This is a genomic window from Paenibacillus sp. RU5M (assembly GCF_900221055.1).
GTDB lineage: Bacteria > Bacillota > Bacilli > Paenibacillales > Paenibacillaceae > Paenibacillus > Paenibacillus marchantiae.
The window spans coordinates 1110749-1134744 of sequence record NZ_OBQM01000001.1; the positions used below are offsets into that span (position 1 = coordinate 1110749).

Genomic DNA, 23996 nt, shown 5'->3' on the forward strand with positions numbered 1-23996 from the left:
TTAAGAGGGAGATTAGAAATGAGAACAATACTGAAGTTTAGATGGCTGGTACTTGCGGTTTGGCTGATTGCAACGGTGGGACTGATGGTTACCGCACCGGGGATGCAGGATCTGGTACGAACAAAGGGGCAGATTAATGTTCCAGATGGGTACTCCTCGACCGTAGCCCGCGAATTAGAAAAAGCCATTGGAGAGAACGACAGCTCTGGCACCAGCAGCGGAATGCCAACTGTGCTTGTGTTCCATAAGGATGGAGGGTTGTCAGCTGAAGACCTTGCAGAGGTGAAGGGCGGTATCAACAAGCTTAAGAGCGATGGGAAATCGATCGGCGTGTTGTCGGTCACGACCCACTTTGATACCAAAGGGCTGGCAGAGCAGATGGTATCAAAGGATGGCAACACCATCATTGCCCTCGTGAATGTCGAGGCCGGCGACCGTGAGATCTCTGAGCTACACAATGGCCTATACGAGGCGATCTCGGACGTAAAAGTGGAGCATTATTATACGGGTAACTGGCTGATTTCCGAGGACGTTCTCCAAAGCTCGCAAGATGGACTTAAGAAAACAGAATTCATTACACTTGGTTTTATTCTAGTTATTTTGTTCGTAGTATTCCGTTCGGCCATCGCACCGTTCGTGCCGCTTGTAGCGGTAGGATTTACTTATTTAATTTCGCAGTCCATTATTGCTTTTCTGGTCGAATACTTCGACTTCCCGTTGTCTAATTTTACGCAGATCTTTTTGGTCGCCGTATTGTTCGGTATAGGAACCGATTATTGCATTCTGCTCATCAGCCGCTTCAAGGAAGAGCTTAAGCATAATGGCGGTGATACGACGGAAGCGATCGTCAATACGTACCGTACAGCAGGAAAAACCGTATTGTTTTCTGGATTAGCTGTATTGGTCGGTTTTTCGGCTATTGGCTTCTCTACGTTTATGCTTTATCGTTCGGCGGTTGCCGTTGCGGTCGGCGTAGCTATTTTGCTCATCGCATTATTTACGATTGTACCGTTCTTTATGGCGCTGCTCGGAAGCAAGCTGTTTTGGCCGGCAAAAGGTTCTTTGGAGCATAAGCCAAGCAAGCTATGGGGAGCGGTCGGCAAATTTTCCTTGAAACGTCCATTATGGGCGCTCATTATATTAGCTGTCATTATTGTCCCGTTCTTAACAGCTTATAAAGGCACGATCTCTTTTAATTCGTTAGACGAGATTGGCGATAAATACGATTCGGTTAAAGCTTTTAACATCATATCAGACAGCTTCGGCCCAGGGGATTCACTGCCGACAACTGTAATTGTCAAAACCGATAAGCCGCTGGATACACCTGAGGGGCTTGCTACGTTGGAGCAAGTAAGCCGAGAACTGGCAAATACGCAAGGCGTAAAAGCCGTGCGCAGCGCTACTCGCCCTACAGGCGAGGTTATGGAGCAATTTCTTGTCTCCGATCAAGTGGTGTCTTTGGAGGATGGCCTTGGCCAAAGCGGCGAAGGCTTAGGTAAAATTGGGGATGGGCTGTCAGAAGCAAGCAGCGCCTTGAATGAAAATGCACCAAAATTAAATGAGGCAGCAGATGGCGCCGGGCAGCTCGTTTTAGGTACCAATAAGCTGAAGGATGGCATTGTGCAGCTTGGTGATGGCTTGAAACGAATCCAGCAAGGCTTGAAGGACGGCACGGTTGGTGCGGGCGAGCTTAGCAAAGGCCTGAAGCAAGCGCAGGCTAGTGCCGAGCAGTTGGCTGGCGCAAGCAAGCAGCTGCAGGCCAGCTATGATAAGCTGGGCGGAGGTCTTGGAACATTGACAGGTGCTTACACTGCCATTGCATCGGACCAAGCGAAGCTTGCGAGTGGTTTGTCAGGGGTCGAGCAAGGGCTTTCAGATCTTCAAGAGAGCTACCCAGAGCTGCAAAACGATGCAAATTACAAACAAGCGCTAAGCACACTGGCTCAACTGCAAGTGGGAGCTTCAAGCATTAGCGGCCAATTGAAACAGCTGAACGAGCAGCTTGCCGGCATTTCATCTGGCATGACGCAGGCCAATGCAGGCTTCTTACAGGCAGTAGAAGGACAGTCGTCACTGGCTGCGGGTCTTGGCAAGCTGGCAGCTGGACTGTCCGAGCTGCAAAAAGGGATTGCGCAGGCCGCTACAGGCCAAGGACAAATCGTCTCTCAGCTACCAAGCGTAACACAAGGATTTAACGAGCTGACCGATGTCCAGAAAGAGTTGCAAGCGGGCTTTGCTTCACTTAATGCTCAGCTTGGCGGGCTTACAACCGGCCTTGATCAGAGTGTAGATGGCTTGACTGAGGTAAAAGATGGGCTCGCTTCGGCAGGAGGCTACCTGAATGGCCTTGCCGGATCGCCGAATAAACAAATGACGGGCTGGTACATCCCGGAAGAAGCCATTGCGAACGAGGTATTCCAAACGGCGCTTGATGTGTATATGTCGGAGGATCGTCAAACAGCTAAGTTCGATGTTGTATTTGGCAGTAACCCCTACTCCCAAGAAACAATGGCGCAAATCGACGGTCTTGAAGCGGCTGTAAATCGCGCAATTCAAGGCTCTGCATATAGCGGCGCGCAGGTGGCGAGTGGCGGTATAACGAGCATGAACAACGATTTGAGCAACATATCGAAACAAGATTATTCGCGTACAGTTATTTTGATGTTGATCGGAATATCGATTATTTTGATCATTTTGTTCCGGTCGATCGTTATGCCATTGTATATGATAGCCTCACTGCTGATTACCTTTTATTCCTCGATGGCGATTGCAGAGGTCATATTTGTACGGCTGTTAGGCCAATCGGGCATCAGCTGGGCGGTTCCTTTCTTCGGCTTCGTCATGCTGGTAGCACTCGGCATCGATTATAGTATCTTCCTGATGGATCGGTTCAAGGAGTACCGCCATCTCTCGCCGCAGGAAGCTATTCTTGAAGCGATGAAAAACATGGGAACAGTCATTATGTCTGCAGCGGTTATTCTGGGCGGTACGTTTGCGGCGATGCTCCCTTCTGGCGTAATGTCACTCCTGCAAATTGCAACAATTGTGCTTTGTGGACTGTTTATATACGCTTTGCTCATGCTGCCGCTATTCATTCCCGTTATGGTCCGTACGTTCGGACCAGCGAACTGGTGGCCTTTCATGGGCCGCAGGACGAATGAGGAGCAAGAGACTCGTGCACGCGACGGGCATCAACTGAAGGAGCAGCATGTCTCCCATGATTCCATGCACTAAATAATAGAAAAGGATTGTCTGTTTGCTTAGAGATATTCTTAGAACTTCAAAAAAAAAATTCTCTATTGAGTAAACCTAAATTAAATAGATCGGTAGGTAGATTAATTTGGAACATAATATGATCATAATTGCTCAAGGTTTAGCCGAAGAACTACAACGTGGAAAGATCCGTCATTTAGAGCAAGGGTATATGACGGATGCTGAACGTGGGTGGTCTGGTGCGGATGTACGTCGTATAGAGGTTACTTATGAAAATGGTCAAAAGGAGAGCGTAATATTTAAAGAAGCTGCCCTAAAAGAACGCATGGCAATGAAAACGTTAACTGACCAGGGCCATCAGAACACACCCGCCACTTTTTCACTAGATCTAGAAACAGATGAGCCTAGATGGATGGCGATAGAAGATTTGGGTAGTGTTAAATCTCCTCCGCCTGGCGTAGACTGGTCGCCAAGAGTTGCGGAGGCATTAGCCAGAATCCATGCCCTTAATATGCATAGAGGTTCGGAGATGCTGTGGCTCCCCCATGCTGACCGTCATTATTGGGAAAGTTATTTAGTTACACAAGTGTCTGTGGACCATTTTCAAACGCTTATAGAGCAGAACCCCGAATTTTACAGGGAATTTGGCGCGTATCTGCCATTATTACGTGAAAAAGCCAACGCTTTTGCACGTGATATGGTGGCTTTGTATGATGAGAAGGAAAGCCTAACTCTTACGCATGGAGATTTGCAATCCGTAGACGGTTCCCACATCCATTATTACAATGGAAAACCCTATTTTATTGACTTCGGGTGGTGTTATTATGCACCCTTTTATATTGATCTGGCTAGTTATTTTAACCTTGAGGATGCCAAAATTTATTACAAGGAATTAATTGCAAACGGTATATCACTTAGCTATGATGATTTTTATGAAAGATTGAGGGCAGCATTTCGTTACTCTGGGTTGATATACTTATATCCCAGTATTAGACAATGGTCTCTCGGGCCTACTGAACTAACGGGTAAACGTCTGCTTCATATGTTGAAGATTATACTTACAGGCGAGTTTCCAGAGCGTAGGATTGATTACTCTAGCAAGCTTTTCTCAAAGCTGCTCAATGAACATAAGAACGGTACACTTCATAAGCTCAATTAAATTGTCTCATCATGAGATGCGATTTAGCAGTACGTTTGCGTCCCAACAAGCGGGGAAGCTACGGCACTCTAATCAAGATGAAACTGGACCCGTCCGGAGAAGTGAATAAAAGCTTTTACCAAAATCGAGCTTGAGCCGGGCGGAAACGCAGAATCGTCTTCGAGCTTGAAGAGAGAGAGACTTCTCATTTTTTTTCACATCACTTCATATGGTTATGGTTAGTATACTGATTCCCTCGTTTCACTGTGTCCTTCATCTTTCTTTTTGCGACAAGTATAGACAAAAACAGGAGGGAAGCTGAGGGGCACAAATTTAATTCTCTCAATATCGAATAAATCAGCCAATCGTTTCTTCATATGAAGTGAGTACTGGTACAACACTAACCTCCCTCCAGGTCGAAGCGCTGTATGCATCTGTGAAAGGATGTTTTGTTTCATTTCTCTGGAAAAATTAAAAAATGGTAGTCCGCAAATGATACTATCCAACTGATGCACATGTTCATGATTGATCCTTTTCAAAAGATAGGATGCATTCGAATGGAACATGAATTCAGGATATGTTTTCTTCAGATTACTCCTCATTTTGGGGTCTCTCTCAAATAAAAACACGATTGAAGATTTCGGTAATTTTGCTCTCATAAGACGTGTGATAACACCTGTTCCTGGCCCCAGTTCTGCAATGGTTTTAACTTCTTCCCATTGTACAGACTGGACGATTTTATGGGCTAGAAATTTGGAACTGGGCAGGACACTTCCTACTCGTTTGGGGTTCTTTAAGAATCCTTGCAGGAAAAGAAACGGTTCGGATGTTTTCAATGCGGTATCCTCCATTGTTGAATTCAATAATGTTTCACTTGATGTTGGCAGGCAAGCTTAACTGGAACGTAAATACGTTATGCGTATGTTGAAGCGTTAAGGTACCCTGATGTAACTCCGCAATATTTCTTGCAATCGAAAGACCCAAACCAGACCCCGTTTGAATACCTTCGCTGCTTCTTGAATAATCAACCTTATAAAATCGATCAAACAGCTTACTTTTTTGCTCTATTGTGAGCGGCTCACCTTTATTTTCGACTTTAATGATAATGTACTCATGACGCATACTCATTCGAATATGAATCGCACCAGGTTTCAAGGAATACTTCAGGGCGTTCATAAGAAGATTATCGATGGCCCGAGCAATCTTATAACTATCCACGCAGGCCATGATTGGGGAATCGCCAATCTCTTTCTCAATATGAATTCCATTCTCCTGAGCTAAAGGTTCAAATTCAAACAGCAACTGGTCCAATAGCTGATATAGGTCAACCTTTTTCAAATCCAATTGGGTATCTACTGAGGTTAGACGTGTGTATTCAAATAAGTCATCGAGCAGCTTCTTTAAATGCGTTGCTTTGTTATAGGTGTTCTGGATGAAGCGGTCATACTCTGCTTTGTCTTGAAATGATTCTGTTCTTAGAAGCTCAATATAGCCGATGATGCTGGTAAGCGGTGTGCGCAGGTCATGTGAAATGCCCGTGATCATGTCCATCTTGGATTTCTCCAGCTCGCGCTCCTTAACCATCTGCAGCTGCAACTGTTCAGTCATGTGATTAATGTTGGAAGCGACTCGCCCAAGTTCATCTTGTCGATTAACGGGCACCCGGTAGTCCAGATTTCCTTCTGAAATGAATTGCAATCCTTGCTCCAATGTAATGAGATCTCGTACAATTTTTCGTGTGGAAAATAAAAAAATTAACGTGAAAATTACGATGAAGATTGGTGTTAGAACATAAGGGAAAATGTAGAGAAGTGATGGCCATTCAAATCTTTCACTAATTTTTGCGGCTCCTATGATCAACATATTATTTACACCCACAGAGCCAACAAACGAAATTAATAAACTGATCAACATTCGATATAGGATGTTAATCTGTATCTTTTTTTTAAACTGTGGCAATCGTCTAATCAAGTTTATAACCCACTCCCCATACCGTTTTAATATACTGAGGTTCTCGTGGATTCACTTCCAGTTTCTCTCGCAGATTGCGAATATGGACCATAACCGTATTATCTGAATACCCGTAAGGTTCTTTCCATACGGTTTCGTAGATCTTCTCGGAGCTGAATACTTGTCCAGGATGGCTGGCAAGCAGCACCAGAATGGAAAACTCCAGTGGAGTTAGTGGAATGTCATTCTCCTTTAACTTCACGGAATGTTTACTTGTATCAATGACAAGGTCCTTGATCAGGATAAGTGAATTGAATTCTGCTTTGCCAATCAGTGTTTGGCGTCGTAGCTGAGCCTTAACGCGAGCTAGTAATTCTAACGGATTAAACGGTTTGACCATGTAATCGTCAGCCCCGGTAGTCAGGCCTGTAATTTTATCTATGTCCTCTTCTTTGGCGGATAGCATAATAATGGGAGAGGTTGATACTTCTCTTATTTTGAAGCAGGCTTTGATTCCGTCCATAATGGGCATCATGACATCCAGTATAACGAGCTGGACCGATGTAGTTTTGATAATATTTAGTGCTTCTTCACCATTGGCGGCTTCAATGACCTGATATCCTTCGTTACGTAAATAGACATGAATGACATCACGGATGTCGGGTTCATCATCAACAATGAGAACGGTACTCACAATCGAACACTCCTTTTAGACTGTTTTAAATAAAATTTTAAATCCTTATAGAGAGGATAATATCAGTGTAAACCATAGCCTGAGTTGTTTAAATTGTTTCCTTTTTGCGACAGACATAAACGAAGGCAGGAGGGACATTCAAGGGGACTAATTCTATCTTTTCGATGATAAACTTTTCGGATAGTGTTTTTTTCATTTGAAGTGAATATTGAAAGGCGATAAATAACCCCTCGGGTTTGAGCGCCTTATGGATCTGGTCTACCAACGTATTCCTCAATTCAGACTCAAAGTTGAAGAAAGGCAACCCGCTAAATACACAGTCCAGTTGCTCAACGCCCTCTTGCTTCATGGATTCCACTAATCGAGAGGCATCTGGATAACAGGGGAATGAAGGGTATTCAGTCTTCAGATTATTCCTCATCGTCTCGTTCATCTCAAACAATAACACTTGGGTCGAATCTTGTGCCTGTTGATGAATATAACGAGTGATGGCACCTGTGCCCGATCCGAGTTCGGCGACTGCTTTTACGTCAAGCCAAGGCGCTTGGTTCACCATTTTGTTAGCGAGAAACCGGGAACTGGGTATGATGCTGCCAACATGTTTTGGGCTTTGAAGAAAGCTTTTCAGAAATAAAATAGGTTCATTGGAATTCATTGTTTGTGGTTCCTCCGTATACGTGATGGTATGTTATCAAAATCGATCAAAATTTTAATAAATGAAGCATTGATAGAATGGGAGCGCCGAAGTAGATTCCCGCTGTAAAATACGTTATGGTCCAAAGCAAAGCACTGGAATATGAAATGAGAGCAAATTTCCGATACTGAACGCCGCTCAGTCCAATGACCAGAGGGAGAACATATCGCACGATTGGAATGAATAAACCGATGCACATCGCCCAATTGCCACTCTTATTCAGAATCAGTTCAGCCTTAACGAAGTGTTTATTATGTTGAAATCTGTGTTTTGTCTTGGGCCCAAATAACTTCCCTGCAAAATAAGCAAAGGTGATGGCAGTTAATAGTCCTGTTAAAATGCAGAAGTATGTGATACATGAATTGATAACACCCGTGTGACTTAAAATGGCACCACTGATAATCGTGATCTCATTCGGAATTGGAATGCCAAATGGCCCTAATGAGAAGGCAAAATAAAAAATCAGATATCCATACTGATGTAGTAGCTCTAAGATCGTATTACTGATCATTGTTTTGCCTCCTCTCTTGTCGATATAGAAATCATAATGAAAAAAACTAAGGAATTAATAAGCATAATTCTGAAGAAAATCTAAAGATTACATAATCAAAGCGATACAACTACGGTACGTTCAAGACAAAAAAGCCTTGCCAACTTACTGGCAAGACTTGATAAGGTGGATATATTCAGGAGTGGTGATCAAGTGGCACAGTCTCAACAATAATGTTGTTCGCATGATTTAATGTTACCGTGCCACCTTGCAGCTTAATCATATTTCTGGCGATAGCTGAACTACTTGCGTTTCTTTTAAATTCAACGGATTATCATGGGAAGAGAGCCACGCATGCCGGAATAAAAGCGAGCTCAGTTTGATTACCGATGTTGAGGATAACGCAACGAACAAAAGTTGCCTGCGCCTAATAGCTAGTTGGAAAAATATGAGAGGAGTGGAATGAGAAAGATGACAGCATCATTTTCACATGAGCCCAAAGGATACGAATGTCCATTCTGTTGTGTTTGGGGTATCGAGCGACCTAACCAGGGGACAAAACAAAGGGATATCATCTATCAGAATGAAAAGGTAACGGCTTTTATAGCGAGCAAATGGTGGCCAAACAATAAAGGACATGTTCTTGTTGTTCCGAATCAACATTTCGAGAACATCTTTGACCTCCCTGCGGATTACGCTGTTGAAATTCACCGCGCGGCGCAGCTCACAGCATTTGCAATGAAAAGTACATATGGATGTGATGGGATTTCTACACGCCAACATAATGAGCCTGCTGGCAATCAAGACGTGTGGCATTATCATCTCCATGTTTATCCTAGATATATGAATGATCAACTTTATCTGTCAAAGGGTTCTCAGTCCGATCCAGATGAACGCTCTCTCTATGCTGATAAGTTGCGTTCTTGGATAAAGAAAAACGATAGTTGATTCAAACACCTCATCCTTCCAAAAGTTTTGTACACTTACTATATAGACTGTTAAACTACATCAAAAGAGTTGATTTAATGTACACGGTTACTGTAGAAATTACTCAAGATCGAAGAAATAAATTGCTTGAATGGATAGCTTCACAAGAAAACGCGACAGGCGATTACAATAAGGGACTCCTGGCAGGGCTAAGATGGACGATAGATACTATTGGAGTTAAGGAACATCTATACTCTGAAGTGGCAGAAACATCTTCAATCCTGATCAATCAAGATTTTATTAATGAATGTACGGAGAAATTTGAAGAAAATTGGATAGATGAGGGTTGGAACAGTGGTTTCGCTTTGTCTATAATTGCGGTTTTGGATCTATTTGAAATTCAAGTTGTGGAATTTCCAACTCCCAAAAGGACTAATAAGTCTTTAAACTAACGGGAAACGATAGCTCTAGTTTAATTCTGCATTTACAAGGATTTCGTATAACTTTTTTTTGGTGTTACAAAATAAACAAATTCAGATTAGTGAGAAAAGGTGGAAAGAATATAGTATTAGTTCACCTAAAAAGAGATAGCAAGGGAGACTAAGAGTGCCTAAGTTGAAGTTAGGAGATATCTTCGCAATAAGACTTAATCAGGGTCGTTATTGTTACGGACAAGTTGTTTCTGAAGGAAGAATATCAGATTGTATGATTGTATATGATTTGGTATCAATGGAACACCCAACGGTTAGTGAAATCACCTCGAAACCCATCATTTTCTTAATACAGACTGTAAACTCTAGGATTGAAGATGGTATCTGGAATGTGATTGGAAATGGGCCAATACCAAGCATGACATTTCCGTTGTACAAAGTGGAAACTGAAGATGGATATATGTTGGTAGATCATAAGGGTGATGTTGTGAATGAAGATCCCAGTGCTTCGGAGATTGAAGAAGTCCCCGAACTGGAGTCTTGGTCACCTGTTAGTCTAGAAAAAGCAGCCAATGCTAGATTTATAACTGGAGAATGGGACACGTACTATAATGAGTTAATTTATACAAATTAGTTTATGTTCAATTTAAGCTTAATGGGCTCATTGCTCTCAAGTTTTTTAATTAAGGTAAATGTGTAACTCGATATTATAAGGATAACAACGATGTCCCTAAACTGAAAGACCAATTAGGTCATTTATCAGTTTTCGCGGGGCAAGAACATTGTTCCATTCAAAGTCGCTATATAGCGGCTTTTTTTGTTTTAAGGAATCAAGTTCTTGTCCAAAGCTGAGGACAAGAACATTGTGTCATTTCCGTTTTCCGAGTCCTCCAGTACTGCAAGGTGGAATTACAAAATTGTAAGGTAGATGTAAGTTGAATCGATAGCTTAGGCCAACCTGCCAGGATAATATTGGAACAAACGAAAATAGAAATTTTTTTAAAGGAGAATCGAGATGAGGCTGTTTGAGCTGTTGCTTTTATTGTCAAACATCGGCTTGTTTGCATTAACATTGTTATTAAAAAAAGGACGGCCCAGAATTCTGCTATTCGTTGCAAGCGGGATCGCCACTCTTTTATTGGTCATTCATTGGACGGTGGAAGGATACAGAGTTCAGCTATTTTTCTCATATTGCATAACGATCTTTTTTTTAGCCATTTCAGGTTATAGCTATTTTAGAAAAAAAGGCCCCCAAAAAATCCCGCGATTCATGTTGGGTTCAGCTTATACCGCTATAGCGGTAATGCTGGTCGTAACAGCGGGTCTCATGTATGCTTTTCCAGTATTTAATCTACCTGAACCGACAGGCGAATTTAAGGTAGGAACGCAAACTTTTCATCTCGTGGATACTAATAGGGAAGAGATTTTCGACAAAGCCAGAGAGGGTAAGAGAGAGTTGATGGTTCAGGTATGGTATCCGGTTAAAGTTGGCACCGGCAAGTATGCTCCCTTTATTCCCGATACTCCAATTTTACGTTATATGGCCGCGAACTATGGCCTTCCTGAGTTTACTCTTCAGCACTTGAAGTACGTATCCAGTCATGCTTATTCGGGGGCCGAGGTCTCCTCGGCACAGACTTCATATCCGCTGATCCTTGCAAATCCCGGCTTTGGCTCGTCCAGGTTCCTCCATACGTCGCAAGCTGAGAATCTCGCGAGTCACGGATATATCGTGGCAGTGATCGATCACACCTACAATACATTTGCAACCGAGTTTCCGGACGGTCAAATCACGACTAGCACAACCAACGTCTTATTCTCTCCCGATGATGATTACCGAACGGGAAGAGAAAATCGCGACAAGTTGGGAAAAGTGTTAACCGCCGATGTGGCGTTTACGCTGGACCAATTCGAGCTCATCCAATCTGGACAGATTCCAAGTCCTTTAAAAGGGAGGATTGATCTCGGTCATATCGGGGTGTTCGGTCATTCCATCGGCGGAGCGACGGCCTACGACGCTTCTTACGATCCACGAATCGCGGTCGGAATAGACTTGGATGGAGGGCTGTATCGACTGCGTGAAAGCGAGGATCTGCAAAAGCCGTTTTTGTTCATCAACTCTGAAAGCTATTTCGAAGAATTAAACAGGGTGATAAATAACCGGGTCTATACAGATGCAGAGCTTAACCGTAGGGGCTCAATAAGAGAGTGGAATGATCAAGTAACGGAAGATAAAAAGTTGGAGCTTGAACGGATGCGCGAAACGGTCGACGAAGGAGGACAAATCCTCTATATCGAAAATACAGAGCATTTGAATTTTACCGATGTACAGTTCATTTCTCCGGTTTTCAATATGCTGGGCATTACAGGAAAGATTGTGCCAGAAAGAGCGAACTCCGTTATCAATGCCTATATGCTGGATTTCTTCGATATGTATTTGAAGAATCAAGGCGGAATCTTAATGAAAGGACCGGACAGCCGTTTTCCGGAGGTGAAGTTCGTAACCTCGCTATTATAAATTACAAACAGGCTACCGATTTTGATATGCTATTACGTACAACTAGCTCTTTTTCTATGACCCAAAGTTTGCGATATAACCCCCATTAAGGCAGCAACGTTCACCAAAAAATGATTAGGGTAGGTGACAACCATGTTTCGTGAGTTTTCACATGAAGATAGGGTCATATTTGAAGTAAAAGCCGAAGATTATAATTATGAGCAAATCATACAGGCAATCGACTACATCTGCCCAGATGAATATAGTGAAGCAGAAATTACGAGCTACTATGAATGTTTAAATTTTACGAAAGACCAAATTGAAGTTAATTTTAGTCATGTATTTGGAAGTCCAGAGCTATATCAATTTGAATTGTTTCCATATGGCTCTCATTCAGTAGAACATTTGAGTCAATTAAGAGTGTGGTTACAAGTAATGGAGCAATATTTAAAACAATTAAAGTGATTTAAACCAACGTATGATGTGGTATTCATAAGGCTAACAACGTTGACAAAAATAGAAGGATTATTTAGACAGACGATGGTTTAAGGGAAGTGTCGAGAGACAAGAACATGATTCCATTGGAAGTCGCTATATAGCGGCTTTTTTGTTATGGCTTAAGCCAATTGAGTGCGTGAAACGAACTAAACAAAAAATCTCCCTGATCGGCAAAACCTCAGCCCCCCTTAGTAGTAAAATGATTATATCGGCGAGTCAAATAAATTTAAGTTGATATAAATTTTTTCTTCTTGGCAACAAAAGAATTGAAACATATTAAACCGGAGCGTGGAATTGTTTAATTCATGATCCGAATGGAACAGTATATTTTTAATAAATCCGTATTGACATGAAGAATGTATTGCTAAATTGATATTTTAATGTAAAATGATTCGCAAATAGATAAGTTTAATTTCAGCAAGACTTCTTTTATTTACAAGAGAGGTTGATACCGAATTTATGAGACGACTTTGGGCAGAGCACATCACTGAAAAATTCAATCGTTTGATATACAGCAGTTCATTCAAACAGAGAATTCGCTTATCCATCATAACTATGATAACGCTTGCAATTGGGGCGGTAGGCCTGACAACCTACTGGATTGCATCCAAAGAGCTCCAGAAAAATGCATTTGAGACTAGTCAAGAAACCGTAAACAAAACCACTCAGATACTGGATGATAAATTAACGGGGATCTCCAACTCCATTCGTTCACTGACTTTTAGCTATGCCTTCAAAGATATGATGCTGGATGTACAGAGTAATGATATCTCCAATTACTATGTGCATTTGTCAGAGCTCCAATATGTGTTTTCACAGGTTTATTTCAACGAACCTCTAATCGAAAGTATACTTATTGCCACGCCCATTGGAGATTTTTATCCTATTTCACAAAGACGTTCTCAGACACAATCCTTTTATGAATCCAGTATGTATTTCGATATGATTGAGAATTATGGAGGAAAGTGGATAAAAGGGCATTCTGATAAGTTTTTTTCTGGTAATAAGCGTGCTATTTCATTTGTTACAAAGGGAACTCAAGAGAATGTCCCCAATACAAATGTATACATTGTCGTGAATGTAAATGAGAGTGGACTAATAGGACTGGTTAACAAACATTCTTCGAATGATGACAGCGACTATTTTGTAATCGATTCCAATGGCGAGGAAGTCATCCGAACTTCATGGTCATCCAGCCATAATCTAATGAAAGATAAACCTTTCTTGTACAATGTATCTGAGAGCAATATGGGCTCTTTCTTTCATAATTTTGATGAAACGGATTACCTAGTCAATTACACAAGATCAACAGTTGTCAAAGATTGGAGCTTATTCGGTATTCAACAGAAGGATAAACTGCTTGAACAAATGAACGGTGTAAAGCGCACAACCCTTTATATAATGCTTTTCTTTCTGCTGTTCACTAGCCTTTTATCCAATAAACTGACGGCGCTGTTGCTAAATCCTCTATACAAGCTTCAACGACTTATGCGCGAGGTAGAGAATAACCGCCTGAATGTTCGCTTTGCCAGCCGTTCGTCCGATGAAGTAGCTCAGGTCGGTTTTCAATTCAATCGCATGTTGGATGAAATCAACAGACTCATTGATGATGTAAGGTTGAGCGAATCCGGAAAACGTAAGGCCGAGATGAGAGCTTTAACTGCGCAAATGGAACCACACTTTTTGTATAACACTCTTAATACGATTTACTGCAAATCCGTTCTAGGGGAAAATGAGGAAGTCAATGAGATGATTCTCTCCTTGTCCCAGATGTTTCAGCTTGGCTTGAGTGGGGGGAAGGATTGGAACACGCTGCAGGATGAATTGTTGCACGCACAGCAGTATTGTTTAATTCAACAAAAATGCTATGAAGGACTGTTTGTGTTTGAAGTTACTGTACTTGATAAATCTGTGCTGAACAGCCTTTTGCCAAAGATTCTCTTGCAGCCAATTGTGGAAAATAGCATTCAACACGGCTTTAAGGACATTACTTTTGGAGGTCAGATTCATATACAGGTGGACAGACAAAACAATTGGGTTCATTTGATTATTGAGGATAACGGTGCAGGCATGGATGCGGCTATGGTAAGTCAAGCGATGTTGAAGCCGCCTGTCTCCAAGAAGGGTTATGCTCTGAACAATATCGTGAATCGGCTCAACCTATTTTATGGAGAAGAAGCACGAATCGAACTTCACAGCAGTCCTGGCAAGGGATCGAGAACTGACATTTGGATTCCGATTAGAGAAGGAGAAGTTGAATCATGATAGAAGAACTCCAACGGATTAAATTATGCATCATTGATGATATTCGAAGTGTAGTCGATATGATTTCTCAGAAGCCGCCCTGGGAAGAACATCATATTGAAGTGGTTGGTACGGCACTCGATGGGGAGGAAGGCATTCGCCTAATCCAAGAGACCAAACCGGATATTGTTCTTACAGACATACGGATGCCCAAAAAGGATGGGCTGGCCATGACGCAAGAAATTCTCGTAAACGCTCCTTTTACGAAAATTGTCATTCTCAGCGCGTATACCGATTTCTCATTTACGAGACAAGCGATTCGATTAGGCGCATTTGATTTTGTAAAGAAACCATTCTCTATAGATGAAATCATTCAGGTCGTGTTGAAAGCAAAGGCAGCGATCGAAGAAGAATGGCGGGAGCAGAGCAAGGCGATAGAACTGAAGCAACATGTAAGAAAAAGCTTACCTGTATTGCAGCAGGAGTATTTGTCCTTGCTAGTTCATCATAGGACGAATGCTGTCGTAGCCTTTCAAAAATGGCAAACACTCGGCATTCAACTTGCTCCTCAGAATTTCAATCTTTTTATTGTGGAGCTAGACCGTTTTATGGACAAATATAAAGCACAACCCTCAAGGGAAGTGGAGTTGATCAGATTCAGCCTTCGAAATATTTTGGAGGAAACTATCACAGCTTTTAGCAGTGGTGTTGTTTTTAGTGAAGCGTTAAATCGGTTCATCTGTCTGATCAATTGTGAAGATATGAGAATCGCAGAGCAGATTTCTGAAGCATGCAGATTAAATATTTATCAATTCACGAACTCTACCATCTCAATCGGTATTGGTAGTTGTGTAACATCTATCGATGAATTACCGGATTCATATCAACTAGCCTTAAGTGCTCTGGCCTATCATTTTTATACAGATGGTAATGGTGTTAACAGTTATTCAAGTACATCCGATGATGAGAAAACCTTGCTTCATTATACTGCGTCCACGGAGCACGAGTTTTTAATGGCTTTGCGCTCGGGCAATCGAGAAAAATGCCGACTTATTCTGGAGCAGATCTTTAATGATTTATTGCAGCGAGATCCTCTTCCCAAACCGCAACAAGTCGAAAACCTTTGTTATGAGCTGTCATCCAAGATATGTCGAGTCATGTTAGAACAATTTCCGCCTGATCGGGTGAAGAACCTTGAGAAGCAGTGGAACCATGTAAAGCGCACAGGTGTGGTTACATTTCAGATTATGCGGGATACGGTAAAAGAACTTTGTCTTGAAGCGTGTTCGTGGATTGAGCACGAGCGTTCGGATGAAACGACCAAGTTGATCTATCAGGCGAAGGATTATATATGTGCCAACTTGCATTTAAATTTATCACTTGATTTATGTGCAAAGCAGTTCAATTTAAGTCCCGGATATTTTTCGAATCTGTTCAAAAAAGTGCTAAATATTTCATTTCAGCGATTCGTAATCCATCAAAGAATGGAAAAAGCTAAAGAAATGCTAATCAATGATTATCAGGTACAGGAGATCGCTAGGGAATTGGGGTATGAGCATCGACGTTATTTTAGCGAAATTTTCAAGAAGCATACCAATATGACACCATCCGAATTCAAATTATATAGTACAGGGAAGATCAGTCCGCCTGTGGATCTGGCCTATGATCAATCATAACTCGAAAGATAGCCTTGTTTCCGAAAGTTTCGGATGCAGGGCTAGTTTTTTAATGACAGATTCATAAGAAAACCTGCCCTTGATGTGTGGTTTACCGCATTATGTAAACGATTACAAGAAACTATAATGAAGAAGAAAGAGAATAACAGATAAAAAGGGGAGGTAATACGAATGAAATTAAACAAGAAATTTCTTATGTCTGCACTGTGTATCGTGCTCACGGGAAGCCTAGCGGCTTGCAGTAGCCCTAAGTCCACAGATAAAGGAGGAAGCGCAGCGGCTAAAACCAAGATCACCTACTGGACTGGAGACCGCCATGATTCTGAGTTCGTGAAAGAAACGATCGATAAATTCAATGAAACCAATAAGGATAACATCGAAGTGGAACTGGTTATCAAGGGAGATGATTTCGATCAAGCGCTGGATATGTCTTTTCAGACCTCAGAACCACCGGATGTCATTCGTGTTAAAGAAAACACCATACAGACCTTCTATAAAAAAGGATTCCTAGCTCCAATTGACGAGTTTCTCACAGATAAAATGAAAGATACATTTCCTGTCATGGAGGATCTGAACAGCTTCGATGGAAAACGCTATAGCTTGCCGAACTATGGGACAACGATGCGTCTGATTTACAACAAAGAGCTTTTCGCCAAAGCAGGTATTGAACAACCTCCGACTACACTGAATGAGTTGGTTGAGGCAGCCAAGAAAATTACGCAAGTGGGTAAATCAAACGGAGCCTACGGTTTCGCACAGAATTTTAAAAATCCTTCCAGTGCCTTGGGCCGATCTGCCCGTGTTATTGCAGAAGTAAGTGGTTACGGCGGATATGGTTATGATTTTAAGACAGCTCGATATGACTATAGTGGCTTTAAACCCATCATGGAAGCATTTAAGCAAATCAAGGATGACGGAAGTATGTTGCCCGGTGTCGAATCGCTTGATATCGACCCATTGCGCGCCCAATTCGCTGAAGGGAAAATCGGGATGTACTTATCCTTTTCTGCTGAAGCGGGAGTCTACCAATCTCAATTTCCAGCTAAAATTGATTGGGCTGCAGCACCTGCACCATCCATTGACGGAAATTTCAATGGTGCTTCTGGGTTCTTAGGGGGCCAATGGTTGGCAATAAGTTCAGAGACAGAAAATAAGGAAGAAGCCTGGAAGTTCCTGGAGTATATGTATAATGAATCTGTTCTTCAACAATATCAAGAGAAAGGCTTTGGCATATCCATGGTCCCTTCAGTAAGTGCTGTTGCAGCGAAACCGGAAGTTAAAGGTATAGAAGGTTTTCTGCCGAACAAGTACGACGGTGTCTGGCCGGTCTACCCTACAGTGCCGGTACACGGTATGAAATCTGACGATGCCTTCGTCAAGTACATTCTAAGCGGAGGTAATCTGGATACCATTATCAACGATTTGAATACTCGTTATAACGCTGCTTTGGATACAGCAATTGCGAGTGGAGAAGCGAAGGCCGAGCCTATTGCAGATTTCGATCCAGCGGAACTTGCAGGAAAATACGTAAAATAAAATAGAGGTGTTTAAAAAGGGTGGGGCACGCTCCATCCTTTCATTAAATCTTACAGAGATTGCAAGGAGTTGAGAGGATATGAATAAAGCAAAGAATCTAGCTTTTTCATACAGCTTTCTTTTGCCAAGCTATATTCTTACCATTGTTCTGGGCATCTACCCGATTATGTGGGCCATGAGATATATGTTCTACGATTACAAAGGGTTTGGGACTGCACGATTTGTAGGACTGGCAAATCTAGAACGCGTAATGACAGATCATCAGTTTTGGGATTCAGTATCCAACACGTTCGTTTATGCTGGAGGCAAGCTCCTGCTATCGATACCGCTCGCTCTGATATTGGCCGTCATCCTGAATTGGAAAATTAAAGGGAGAAATCTGCTGAGAGCTATTATATTTATGCCTACGATCATTAGTACAGCGGTTATGGCGGTCGTATTTTTCACCATTTTCAACTCGTATAATGGCATCCTCAATCAGTTCCTTCTGAAATATAAATTGATCGGCAGTGCTATAGATTGGCTGGGCGTTGATTATGCCATGCTGACGATCATCCTCGTTGCTGTATGGGGGGCGGTAGGCAATTATATGCTTTTGTTTCTAGCAGGGCTACAAAATATTCCCGAAGATGTGTACGAGAGTTCTGCTCTGGATGGGGCTAACAAATTCCAACAATTTCGTTACATTACCATTCCAATGCTGGGCCCTGTCATGCAAATGATCATTATGCTAGCCATCATTAATGCGCTAAAAGGTTATGAGAGTATTATGGTGATGACTGATGGCGGGCCAATTGGAAAAACCAATGTCATGTTCTTATATGTATATAAATTATTTTTCCCGCCTGCGGGTTCCACGGCATCTACACAAATTCAAGAATTTGGCTATGGTAGTGCTGTCGCTTTTGTGACAGCTGTTATTGTTGGCATCATCACGATACTTTACTTTTATGGATCAAAACGAATGAGTCATAACGAATAAGGGAGGAACGTTCATGAGAATTGCATGGAATACCGTACTGTGGGCGTTTCTGTTAATAGTAGCATTTCTAACGCTGTTTCCTATAATTATCACTCTGCTCGGTTCCTTTAAAACGAATGCCGAACTTACTGCCGGAGCGACTTTTCTGCCAGCTATTTGGCAGTTCACCAACTATATCGAAGCGTGGAAACAGGCTAATTTTTCAACATACACACTAAATAGTGTATTTGTTGCCGTCGCGTCAACCATAGGAACATTAATTGTCTCGTCCATGGCAGCCTATGTCGTGAACAGAATGGACTTTATTGGCAAAAAACTATACGTCAGCATCCAGGCATTTACTATGTTTGTAGCGATCGGAGCAGTCGTTCTTCGACCTCAATTCGAGCTGATGATTAAACTTCATCTGCATAATACGCTGTGGGGCGTAATTCTGATTCTGATCAGCACACATGCTTCGGCATTCTTTATCCTGCTCAGCTTCATGAACGGAATTCCTAAAGAGCTTGATGAGGCTGCACGCATCGATGGGTGCTCTCCGGGCAGAACATTCTGGAGAATCATTATTCCGCTGCTTACGCCTGGGCTAGGAGTGTGTGCCTTGTTTGCCTTCCGGGGAGCGTGGAACGAATACCTGATTCCATTTGTGTTTACGCTCAGTAAACCCGAACTGCAGACATTGACCGTCGGACTAGCCAATCTGAAGTACGGAATAGCCGCTGCTTCACAGACACACTTCATGATGGCGGGGGCGTGTCTGTCCATTCTCCCGATCCTTATTGCTTATATTTTTGCTAACAAATCCTTTATGCAAATGACTGCGGGCTCCTTAAAGGGCTAGTGGTATTCTTAACATCATCAGGAGGAATGGAAATGAATTCACCTTATATCGGAAAACTCGCATCAAGTTCTGTAATTAAACGTTATCTGAATAACCCGATTCTAGATGCTTCTCGCGTCCCATATCCCACTGCACTTGTGTTCAATGCAGGCGTAACGAAATTCAATGGGAAATATGTGATGGTTTTTCGAAACGACTATGGGTCTTTGGAGCAGCAGACGATCGAGGCTCATCATACAACAGATCTTGGTGTTGCCTTCAGCGATGACGGAATTCATTGGGAGGTGCAACCGAAGCCGTGTTTTAAGCTACATGACCAAGAAATTATTCGTGCCTATGACCCAAGGCTTACCGTAATTGACGGACGCTGCTATATGTGCTTTGCCGTAGACACGCAGCATGGCATCCGCGGTGGTGTGGCCGTTACCGACGATTTTGAAGAATTTGAAATACTGAGTTTGTCGACACCGGATTTGCGAAACATGGTACTATTCCCGGAGAAGATTGGCGGAAAATTTATGAGGCTTGAACGGCCTTTCACAGTCTACAGCCGCGGGGGAGTTGACCGATTCGACATGTGGATTTCAGAATCCCCGGATTTGAGGTACTGGGGAAATTCTGACTTGCTGCTTGCTGTTGAAGATGTACCATTTGCCAATGATAAGATCGGTCCTGCAGCTCCCCCCATCAAGACAGAGCAGGGATGGCTTACTACATTTCATGCCGTTGATATTGACCCTACAAGAGGCAAGAACGGATGGGAAACGTCATGGCAGAAACGGTATACAGCAGGCTTAATGCTGCTTGATTTGGAGAATCCCAAAAAAATAATCGGCATGTATCAGAATCCGCTGCTGGCCCCAGAAGCTAGCTATGAGATCGAAGGAGGATTCCGTAACAATGTCATCTTCCCAGGCGGAATGGTACTCGAAGATGATGGTGAGGTTAAGATTTATTATGGTGCAGCAGACACGATTGAATGTCTCGCAACAGCCCATATCGATGATTTGATCCAGTTATGTCTGAAGGGTTAACAGGAGGGAATAAGACAATGACCATATGGGATCTCCTACAACATCCTCCTGCTGATTATCGTACGGTGCCATTTTGGTCTTGGAATGACGATCTAGATCACAATGAACTCGTACGGCAGATCGAAGAAATGCATAGTGCGGGAATCGGTGGTTTTTTTATACATGCCAGGGGAGGCCTTACTGTTCCGTACATGGGCAAAGAGTGGATGGAGGCCATACAGATCTGCATCAAGAAAAGTCAGGAACTTGGGATGGAAACATGGCTCTATGATGAAAATGGCTGGCCTAGTGGTTTTGCTGACGGAAAGGTGCCTGCACTTGGAGTGGCTTATCAACAGAAGCGGTTAGCTTATGAATGGGCTCCTTTTAATCGGGGGAATAGAGTGACAATTGCCTCCTATGTCCAGTCTGAGGAAGAATTGCATCTGCTTACTACTGGCGACACACGCAAACCTGACTTTCGAGTATATTACGAGTTGAATCCTTATTATATCGACACGTTAAGCAAAAAGGCTGTAGCTGCGTTCATTGATTCCACCTATAATGCTTACTGGGCGGAGTTCGGTGAACAATTCGGCTCTGTGTTGAAAGGAATATTCACGGATGAACCGCAGTTTGGACGCGGAGATCTTCCGTGGTCGTTAGAACTCGAAGATGCCTTTCAGAACCAGCACGGGTATTCGCTACGTAAGGTACTTCCAGCTCTGTTCTTGGAAACGAAGGACTGCCGCAGGGTCAGGTATGATTATTGGTCATGTGTCACCACCTTGTTTACTGAGTCCTACGCCAAGCAAATTGGAGAGTGGTGCGAGCAAAGGGGATGGTTAGCTACGGGTCATGTTGTAGACGAGCAAACCCTTATGAGTCAAGCGACTTCAGTGGGCGATCCACTGCTCTTCTATGAATATTTGCAAATCCCCGGTTGTGACTGGCTTGGACGTTCTGTGAGTGAAGAGCCGGTTGTTCCTAAGCAAGTTAGCTCCGTTGTTCGCCAGTTGGGCAAAAAGCAAGCCATCACGGAGAGTTACGGCTGTTCCGGTTGGAATGTCAGCTTTCAGGATTTAAAGCGGATCGGGGAATGGCAATTTGTTCATGGAATGAATCTAATGTGTCAACACTTGCAAGCTTATACGCTGAGGGGACTTCGTAAACGGGATTATCCACCATCTTTGTTTTATCAGCAGCCTTGGTGGAGGTACTATTATCACTTTAATGATTACTTTGCCCGTTTGTCCATGCTCCTTGTGGAAGGAGTACGGCAAGCTGAGGTATTACTGCTTCATCCCATTCGAACAGCTTGGGTGGAACTGGAGGGTTCTAACTCATCACAGGTTGAGCAATATCATGAATCATTTGCACAGCTTTCTCGCTGGTTGTGCCAATCGTTTATCGAGCATGATTATGGAAGCGAGGGAATTATTGAACGTCATGGCAGAGTAGAGGGGAATCTTTTTGTTGTAGGAGAGATAGGTTACCGAGTTGTTGTCGTTCCACCGAGTGTGACCTTAAGCGAGATGACGGTGAAATTGCTCCATCAGTTTGTATTTCATGGAGGAAGCTTAGTTGTATTGGAACCCGTTCCGTTCCTCATCAATGGACAACCGGGTGAAGAAATCCGTCGTTTAGTGAATGGTGCAGTAAAACTCGATTGGAATCGCAACGCCTTGGTAGAATCTGTTTCCAGAACCGTTTCTCCATCGATCGCTATCGTTGACAGGGAAGGACTACCTATCGTATCGGACATGGTCAATATCCAGACGCTTAAGTTAGAAGATTCCTATCTCTATTACCTGGTGAATTCCGGAGAAAAGTGTTATCCAGATGTAGAGGTGACTCTCCCTCGAAGGGGTATACTGTCCCTAATTGATTTGGAGAGTGGTGATATCAGGCCACTTAACTATACCAGGGTAGGTAACGGCGTCAAATTGAACATGACTCTGTATCCTACCCAATCCTATGTTATCAAACTAGTTCCGACGAAAGGTCAACTGGAAACGGATGAGGTAACTCTACTCCAAACAGACAATTCAGCTAGGTTCATTCAGGAACTAAGTGAGTTATGGGAAATTGACCATATCGATCACAATAGCTTGACGATGGACACTTGCAGGTACAGGCTGGAGAATGGTGATTGGTCGGAACCTAAGCCTATTATTTTTATTCAACAAGAACTGCTTCAGATAGGATATCCTGTTCAAGTCGAATTGGAATTCGAATTTCAGATCACCTTTGATCCTGCGATCGTGCGGGAAATGCATCTGGTGATGGAAAATCCAGAGAAAGCGCAAATTCTTATTAATGACAGTAAGATAGCATCTCATAGCTGTGATTGGTGGAGAGATGTATCCTTCAAGAAAATTGATCTAAGTGGGTTCCTTCAGCATGGTCGAAATACCATCAGGTTAACATTGGATTTTTGGAATTCTGCTGAAACGTATGCAGCTATTGAACGTGCTCAAAGTTTTGAGTCTGAGGGGAATAAGCTGAAATTCGATACGGAGCTTGAAAGCGTGTATCTAGTTGGACATTTTGCAGTGAAATCGGAATCTCCTTATAAAAATGGCGAGCATGGTGTTATATATACAGATGGTCCATTTATACTTGAAGAACTCCCTCATCAATATTCCTTGATATCTGATCTAGGTTGTCAGGGATTACCGTTCTTTGCAGGCAGTATTCAACTTGTGCAGAAGGTTGCAATACATTTTGAAGACAGTGTTTCACGGGTATGGCAATTCGGCTCACATCCGAATGCGATTGTCACAAGATTATCAATTAACGGACAAGAAGTTCGTACCTTTTTATGGGAACCCTATGAAGCAGATATTTCAGAATATCTCCAACAAGGAGAGAATCTGATTGAGCTGGAGCTGACCGGCAGTTGTAGAAACTTGCTTGGACCTCACCATCATGTGAAAGGTGAACCAATGAAGGTTGGCCCAGACAGTTTTAAAAATAGAGTCGGTTGGACGGATAGAGACCTAGACCCAGATATTAATTTGTATCAATCTCATTATGCTTTTGTTCGCTTTGGACTAAGTTCATTACCACGAATAGTTATGATGACTTGAAAGAGCAAGAAGAGTGGTCTGTTTGAGCTTTATAAAAGGACATATCGTGTTAATCAATGATTCCCTTTCAGGGCAGATGC

19 protein-coding genes are annotated in these 23996 nt (G+C 42.6%); 14 read left to right on the forward strand and 5 right to left on the reverse strand.

Annotated features, from left to right (window positions below; translation table 11 throughout):
* Positions 1–18 precede the first annotated feature (18 nt).
* Together CRO25_RS05070 and CRO25_RS05075 are read left to right on the forward strand one after the other, a co-directional pair.
* Entirely contained in the window at positions 19–3234 is a 3216-nt protein-coding gene (locus CRO25_RS05070; protein ID WP_079693710.1) for an efflux RND transporter permease subunit, read from the forward strand.
* Between the two features lie 118 nt (positions 3235–3352).
* Positions 3353–4372, forward strand: a complete 1020-nt coding sequence (locus CRO25_RS05075) for a phosphotransferase (RefSeq protein WP_143806493.1) — start codon at positions 3353–3355, stop codon at positions 4370–4372.
* A 218-nt stretch (positions 4373–4590) separates the two neighbouring features.
* Here CRO25_RS05075 and CRO25_RS05080 read toward each other — a convergent pair whose 3' ends face one another.
* The 5 genes from CRO25_RS05080 to CRO25_RS05100 form a co-directional block, all read right to left on the reverse strand.
* Positions 4591–5187 carry a class I SAM-dependent methyltransferase gene (locus CRO25_RS05080; protein ID WP_256863537.1) on the reverse strand — a complete coding sequence of 199 codons (597 nt, stop codon included), beginning with the start codon at positions 5185–5187 and terminating at the stop codon, positions 4591–4593.
* 34 nt (positions 5188–5221) lie between these two features.
* Positions 5222–6328, reverse strand: coding sequence for a cell wall metabolism sensor histidine kinase WalK (locus tag CRO25_RS05085; protein ID WP_079693708.1), 1107 nt, complete (start codon positions 6326–6328; stop codon positions 5222–5224).
* Positions 6315–6995, reverse strand: coding sequence for a response regulator transcription factor (locus tag CRO25_RS05090; protein WP_079693707.1), 681 nt, complete (start codon positions 6993–6995; stop codon positions 6315–6317). Before CRO25_RS05090 ends, CRO25_RS05085 begins: the two co-directional genes overlap by 14 nt.
* Before the next feature lie 88 nt (positions 6996–7083).
* Positions 7084–7650: a class I SAM-dependent methyltransferase gene (locus CRO25_RS05095; RefSeq protein ID WP_072733075.1), complete on the reverse strand. Its 567-nt coding sequence runs from the start codon at positions 7648–7650 to the stop codon at positions 7084–7086.
* Positions 7651–7696: 46 nt separating this feature from the next.
* A complete protein-coding gene (locus CRO25_RS05100; protein ID WP_079693706.1) occupies positions 7697–8200 on the reverse strand; it encodes a DedA family protein in 504 nt (167 codons plus the stop codon).
* A 441-nt stretch (positions 8201–8641) separates the two neighbouring features.
* On the opposite strand from CRO25_RS05100, the gene CRO25_RS05105 reads away from it, so the two are divergent.
* From CRO25_RS05105 to CRO25_RS05160, 12 genes are all read left to right on the forward strand, one after another.
* Positions 8642–9127, forward strand: a complete 486-nt coding sequence (locus tag CRO25_RS05105; protein WP_256863536.1) for an HIT family protein — start codon at positions 8642–8644, stop codon at positions 9125–9127.
* Between the two features lie 77 nt (positions 9128–9204).
* Positions 9205–9558 carry a hypothetical protein gene (locus CRO25_RS05110; protein ID WP_079693704.1) on the forward strand — a complete coding sequence of 118 codons (354 nt, stop codon included), beginning with the start codon at positions 9205–9207 and terminating at the stop codon, positions 9556–9558.
* A 154-nt stretch (positions 9559–9712) separates the two neighbouring features.
* A complete protein-coding gene (locus CRO25_RS05115; protein ID WP_079693703.1) occupies positions 9713–10171 on the forward strand; it encodes an Imm26 family immunity protein in 459 nt (152 codons plus the stop codon).
* A gap of 381 nt (positions 10172–10552) precedes the next feature.
* Positions 10553–12055, forward strand: a complete 1503-nt coding sequence (locus tag CRO25_RS05120) for a dienelactone hydrolase (RefSeq protein WP_079693702.1) — start codon at positions 10553–10555, stop codon at positions 12053–12055.
* A 132-nt stretch (positions 12056–12187) separates the two neighbouring features.
* Entirely contained in the window at positions 12188–12499 is a 312-nt protein-coding gene (locus CRO25_RS05125; protein ID WP_079693701.1) for a hypothetical protein, read from the forward strand.
* 492 nt (positions 12500–12991) lie between these two features.
* Entirely contained in the window at positions 12992–14797 is a 1806-nt protein-coding gene (locus tag CRO25_RS05130) for a sensor histidine kinase (RefSeq protein WP_179132066.1), read from the forward strand.
* Entirely contained in the window at positions 14794–16452 is a 1659-nt protein-coding gene (locus CRO25_RS05135; protein ID WP_079693700.1) for a response regulator, read from the forward strand. The genes CRO25_RS05130 and CRO25_RS05135 overlap by 4 nt, the downstream gene beginning before the upstream one ends.
* 171 nt (positions 16453–16623) lie before the next feature.
* A complete protein-coding gene (locus CRO25_RS05140; protein ID WP_079693699.1) occupies positions 16624–17988 on the forward strand; it encodes an ABC transporter substrate-binding protein in 1365 nt (454 codons plus the stop codon).
* Positions 17989–18067: 79 nt separating this feature from the next.
* Positions 18068–18970 carry a carbohydrate ABC transporter permease gene (locus tag CRO25_RS05145; protein ID WP_063563752.1) on the forward strand — a complete coding sequence of 301 codons (903 nt, stop codon included), beginning with the start codon at positions 18068–18070 and terminating at the stop codon, positions 18968–18970.
* A 13-nt stretch (positions 18971–18983) separates the two neighbouring features.
* A complete protein-coding gene (locus tag CRO25_RS05150; RefSeq protein WP_063563753.1) occupies positions 18984–19811 on the forward strand; it encodes a carbohydrate ABC transporter permease in 828 nt (275 codons plus the stop codon).
* 32 nt (positions 19812–19843) lie between these two features.
* The gene (locus CRO25_RS05155) at positions 19844–20845 is read left to right on the forward strand and encodes a glycoside hydrolase family 130 protein (RefSeq protein ID WP_079693698.1); all 1002 of its coding nucleotides are present in this window, start codon (positions 19844–19846) and stop codon (positions 20843–20845) included.
* Between the two features lie 17 nt (positions 20846–20862).
* Positions 20863–23916, forward strand: a complete 3054-nt coding sequence (locus tag CRO25_RS05160; protein ID WP_179132065.1) for a glycosyl hydrolase — start codon at positions 20863–20865, stop codon at positions 23914–23916.
* Positions 23917–23996 lie beyond the last annotated feature (80 nt).

What these genes read in the sequence shown, in the direction of transcription:
- CRO25_RS05145 (WP_063563752.1), top strand. Translation starts at nt 18,068, where the DNA reads ATGAATAAAGCAAAGAATCTAGCTTTTTCATACAGCTTTCTTTTGCCA.
- CRO25_RS05120 (WP_079693702.1), top strand. Translation starts at nt 10,553, where the DNA reads ATGAGGCTGTTTGAGCTGTTGCTTTTATTGTCAAACATCGGCTTGTTT.
- CRO25_RS05075 (WP_143806493.1), top strand. Translation starts at nt 3,353, where the DNA reads ATGATCATAATTGCTCAAGGTTTAGCCGAAGAACTACAACGTGGAAAG.
- CRO25_RS05100 (WP_079693706.1), bottom strand. Translation starts at nt 8,200, where the DNA reads ATGATCAGTAATACGATCTTAGAGCTACTACATCAGTATGGATATCTG.
- CRO25_RS05110 (WP_079693704.1), top strand. Translation starts at nt 9,205, where the DNA reads ATGTACACGGTTACTGTAGAAATTACTCAAGATCGAAGAAATAAATTG.
- CRO25_RS05095 (WP_072733075.1), bottom strand. Translation starts at nt 7,650, where the DNA reads ATGAATTCCAATGAACCTATTTTATTTCTGAAAAGCTTTCTTCAAAGC.
- CRO25_RS05160 (WP_179132065.1), top strand. Translation starts at nt 20,863, where the DNA reads ATGACCATATGGGATCTCCTACAACATCCTCCTGCTGATTATCGTACG.
- CRO25_RS05070 (WP_079693710.1), top strand. Translation starts at nt 19, where the DNA reads ATGAGAACAATACTGAAGTTTAGATGGCTGGTACTTGCGGTTTGGCTG.
- CRO25_RS05140 (WP_079693699.1), top strand. Translation starts at nt 16,624, where the DNA reads ATGAAATTAAACAAGAAATTTCTTATGTCTGCACTGTGTATCGTGCTC.
- CRO25_RS05150 (WP_063563753.1), top strand. Translation starts at nt 18,984, where the DNA reads ATGAGAATTGCATGGAATACCGTACTGTGGGCGTTTCTGTTAATAGTA.
- CRO25_RS05155 (WP_079693698.1), top strand. Translation starts at nt 19,844, where the DNA reads ATGAATTCACCTTATATCGGAAAACTCGCATCAAGTTCTGTAATTAAA.
- CRO25_RS05105 (WP_256863536.1), top strand. Translation starts at nt 8,642, where the DNA reads ATGAGAAAGATGACAGCATCATTTTCACATGAGCCCAAAGGATACGAA.
- CRO25_RS05130 (WP_179132066.1), top strand. Translation starts at nt 12,992, where the DNA reads ATGAGACGACTTTGGGCAGAGCACATCACTGAAAAATTCAATCGTTTG.
- CRO25_RS05135 (WP_079693700.1), top strand. Translation starts at nt 14,794, where the DNA reads ATGATAGAAGAACTCCAACGGATTAAATTATGCATCATTGATGATATT.
- CRO25_RS05125 (WP_079693701.1), top strand. Translation starts at nt 12,188, where the DNA reads ATGTTTCGTGAGTTTTCACATGAAGATAGGGTCATATTTGAAGTAAAA.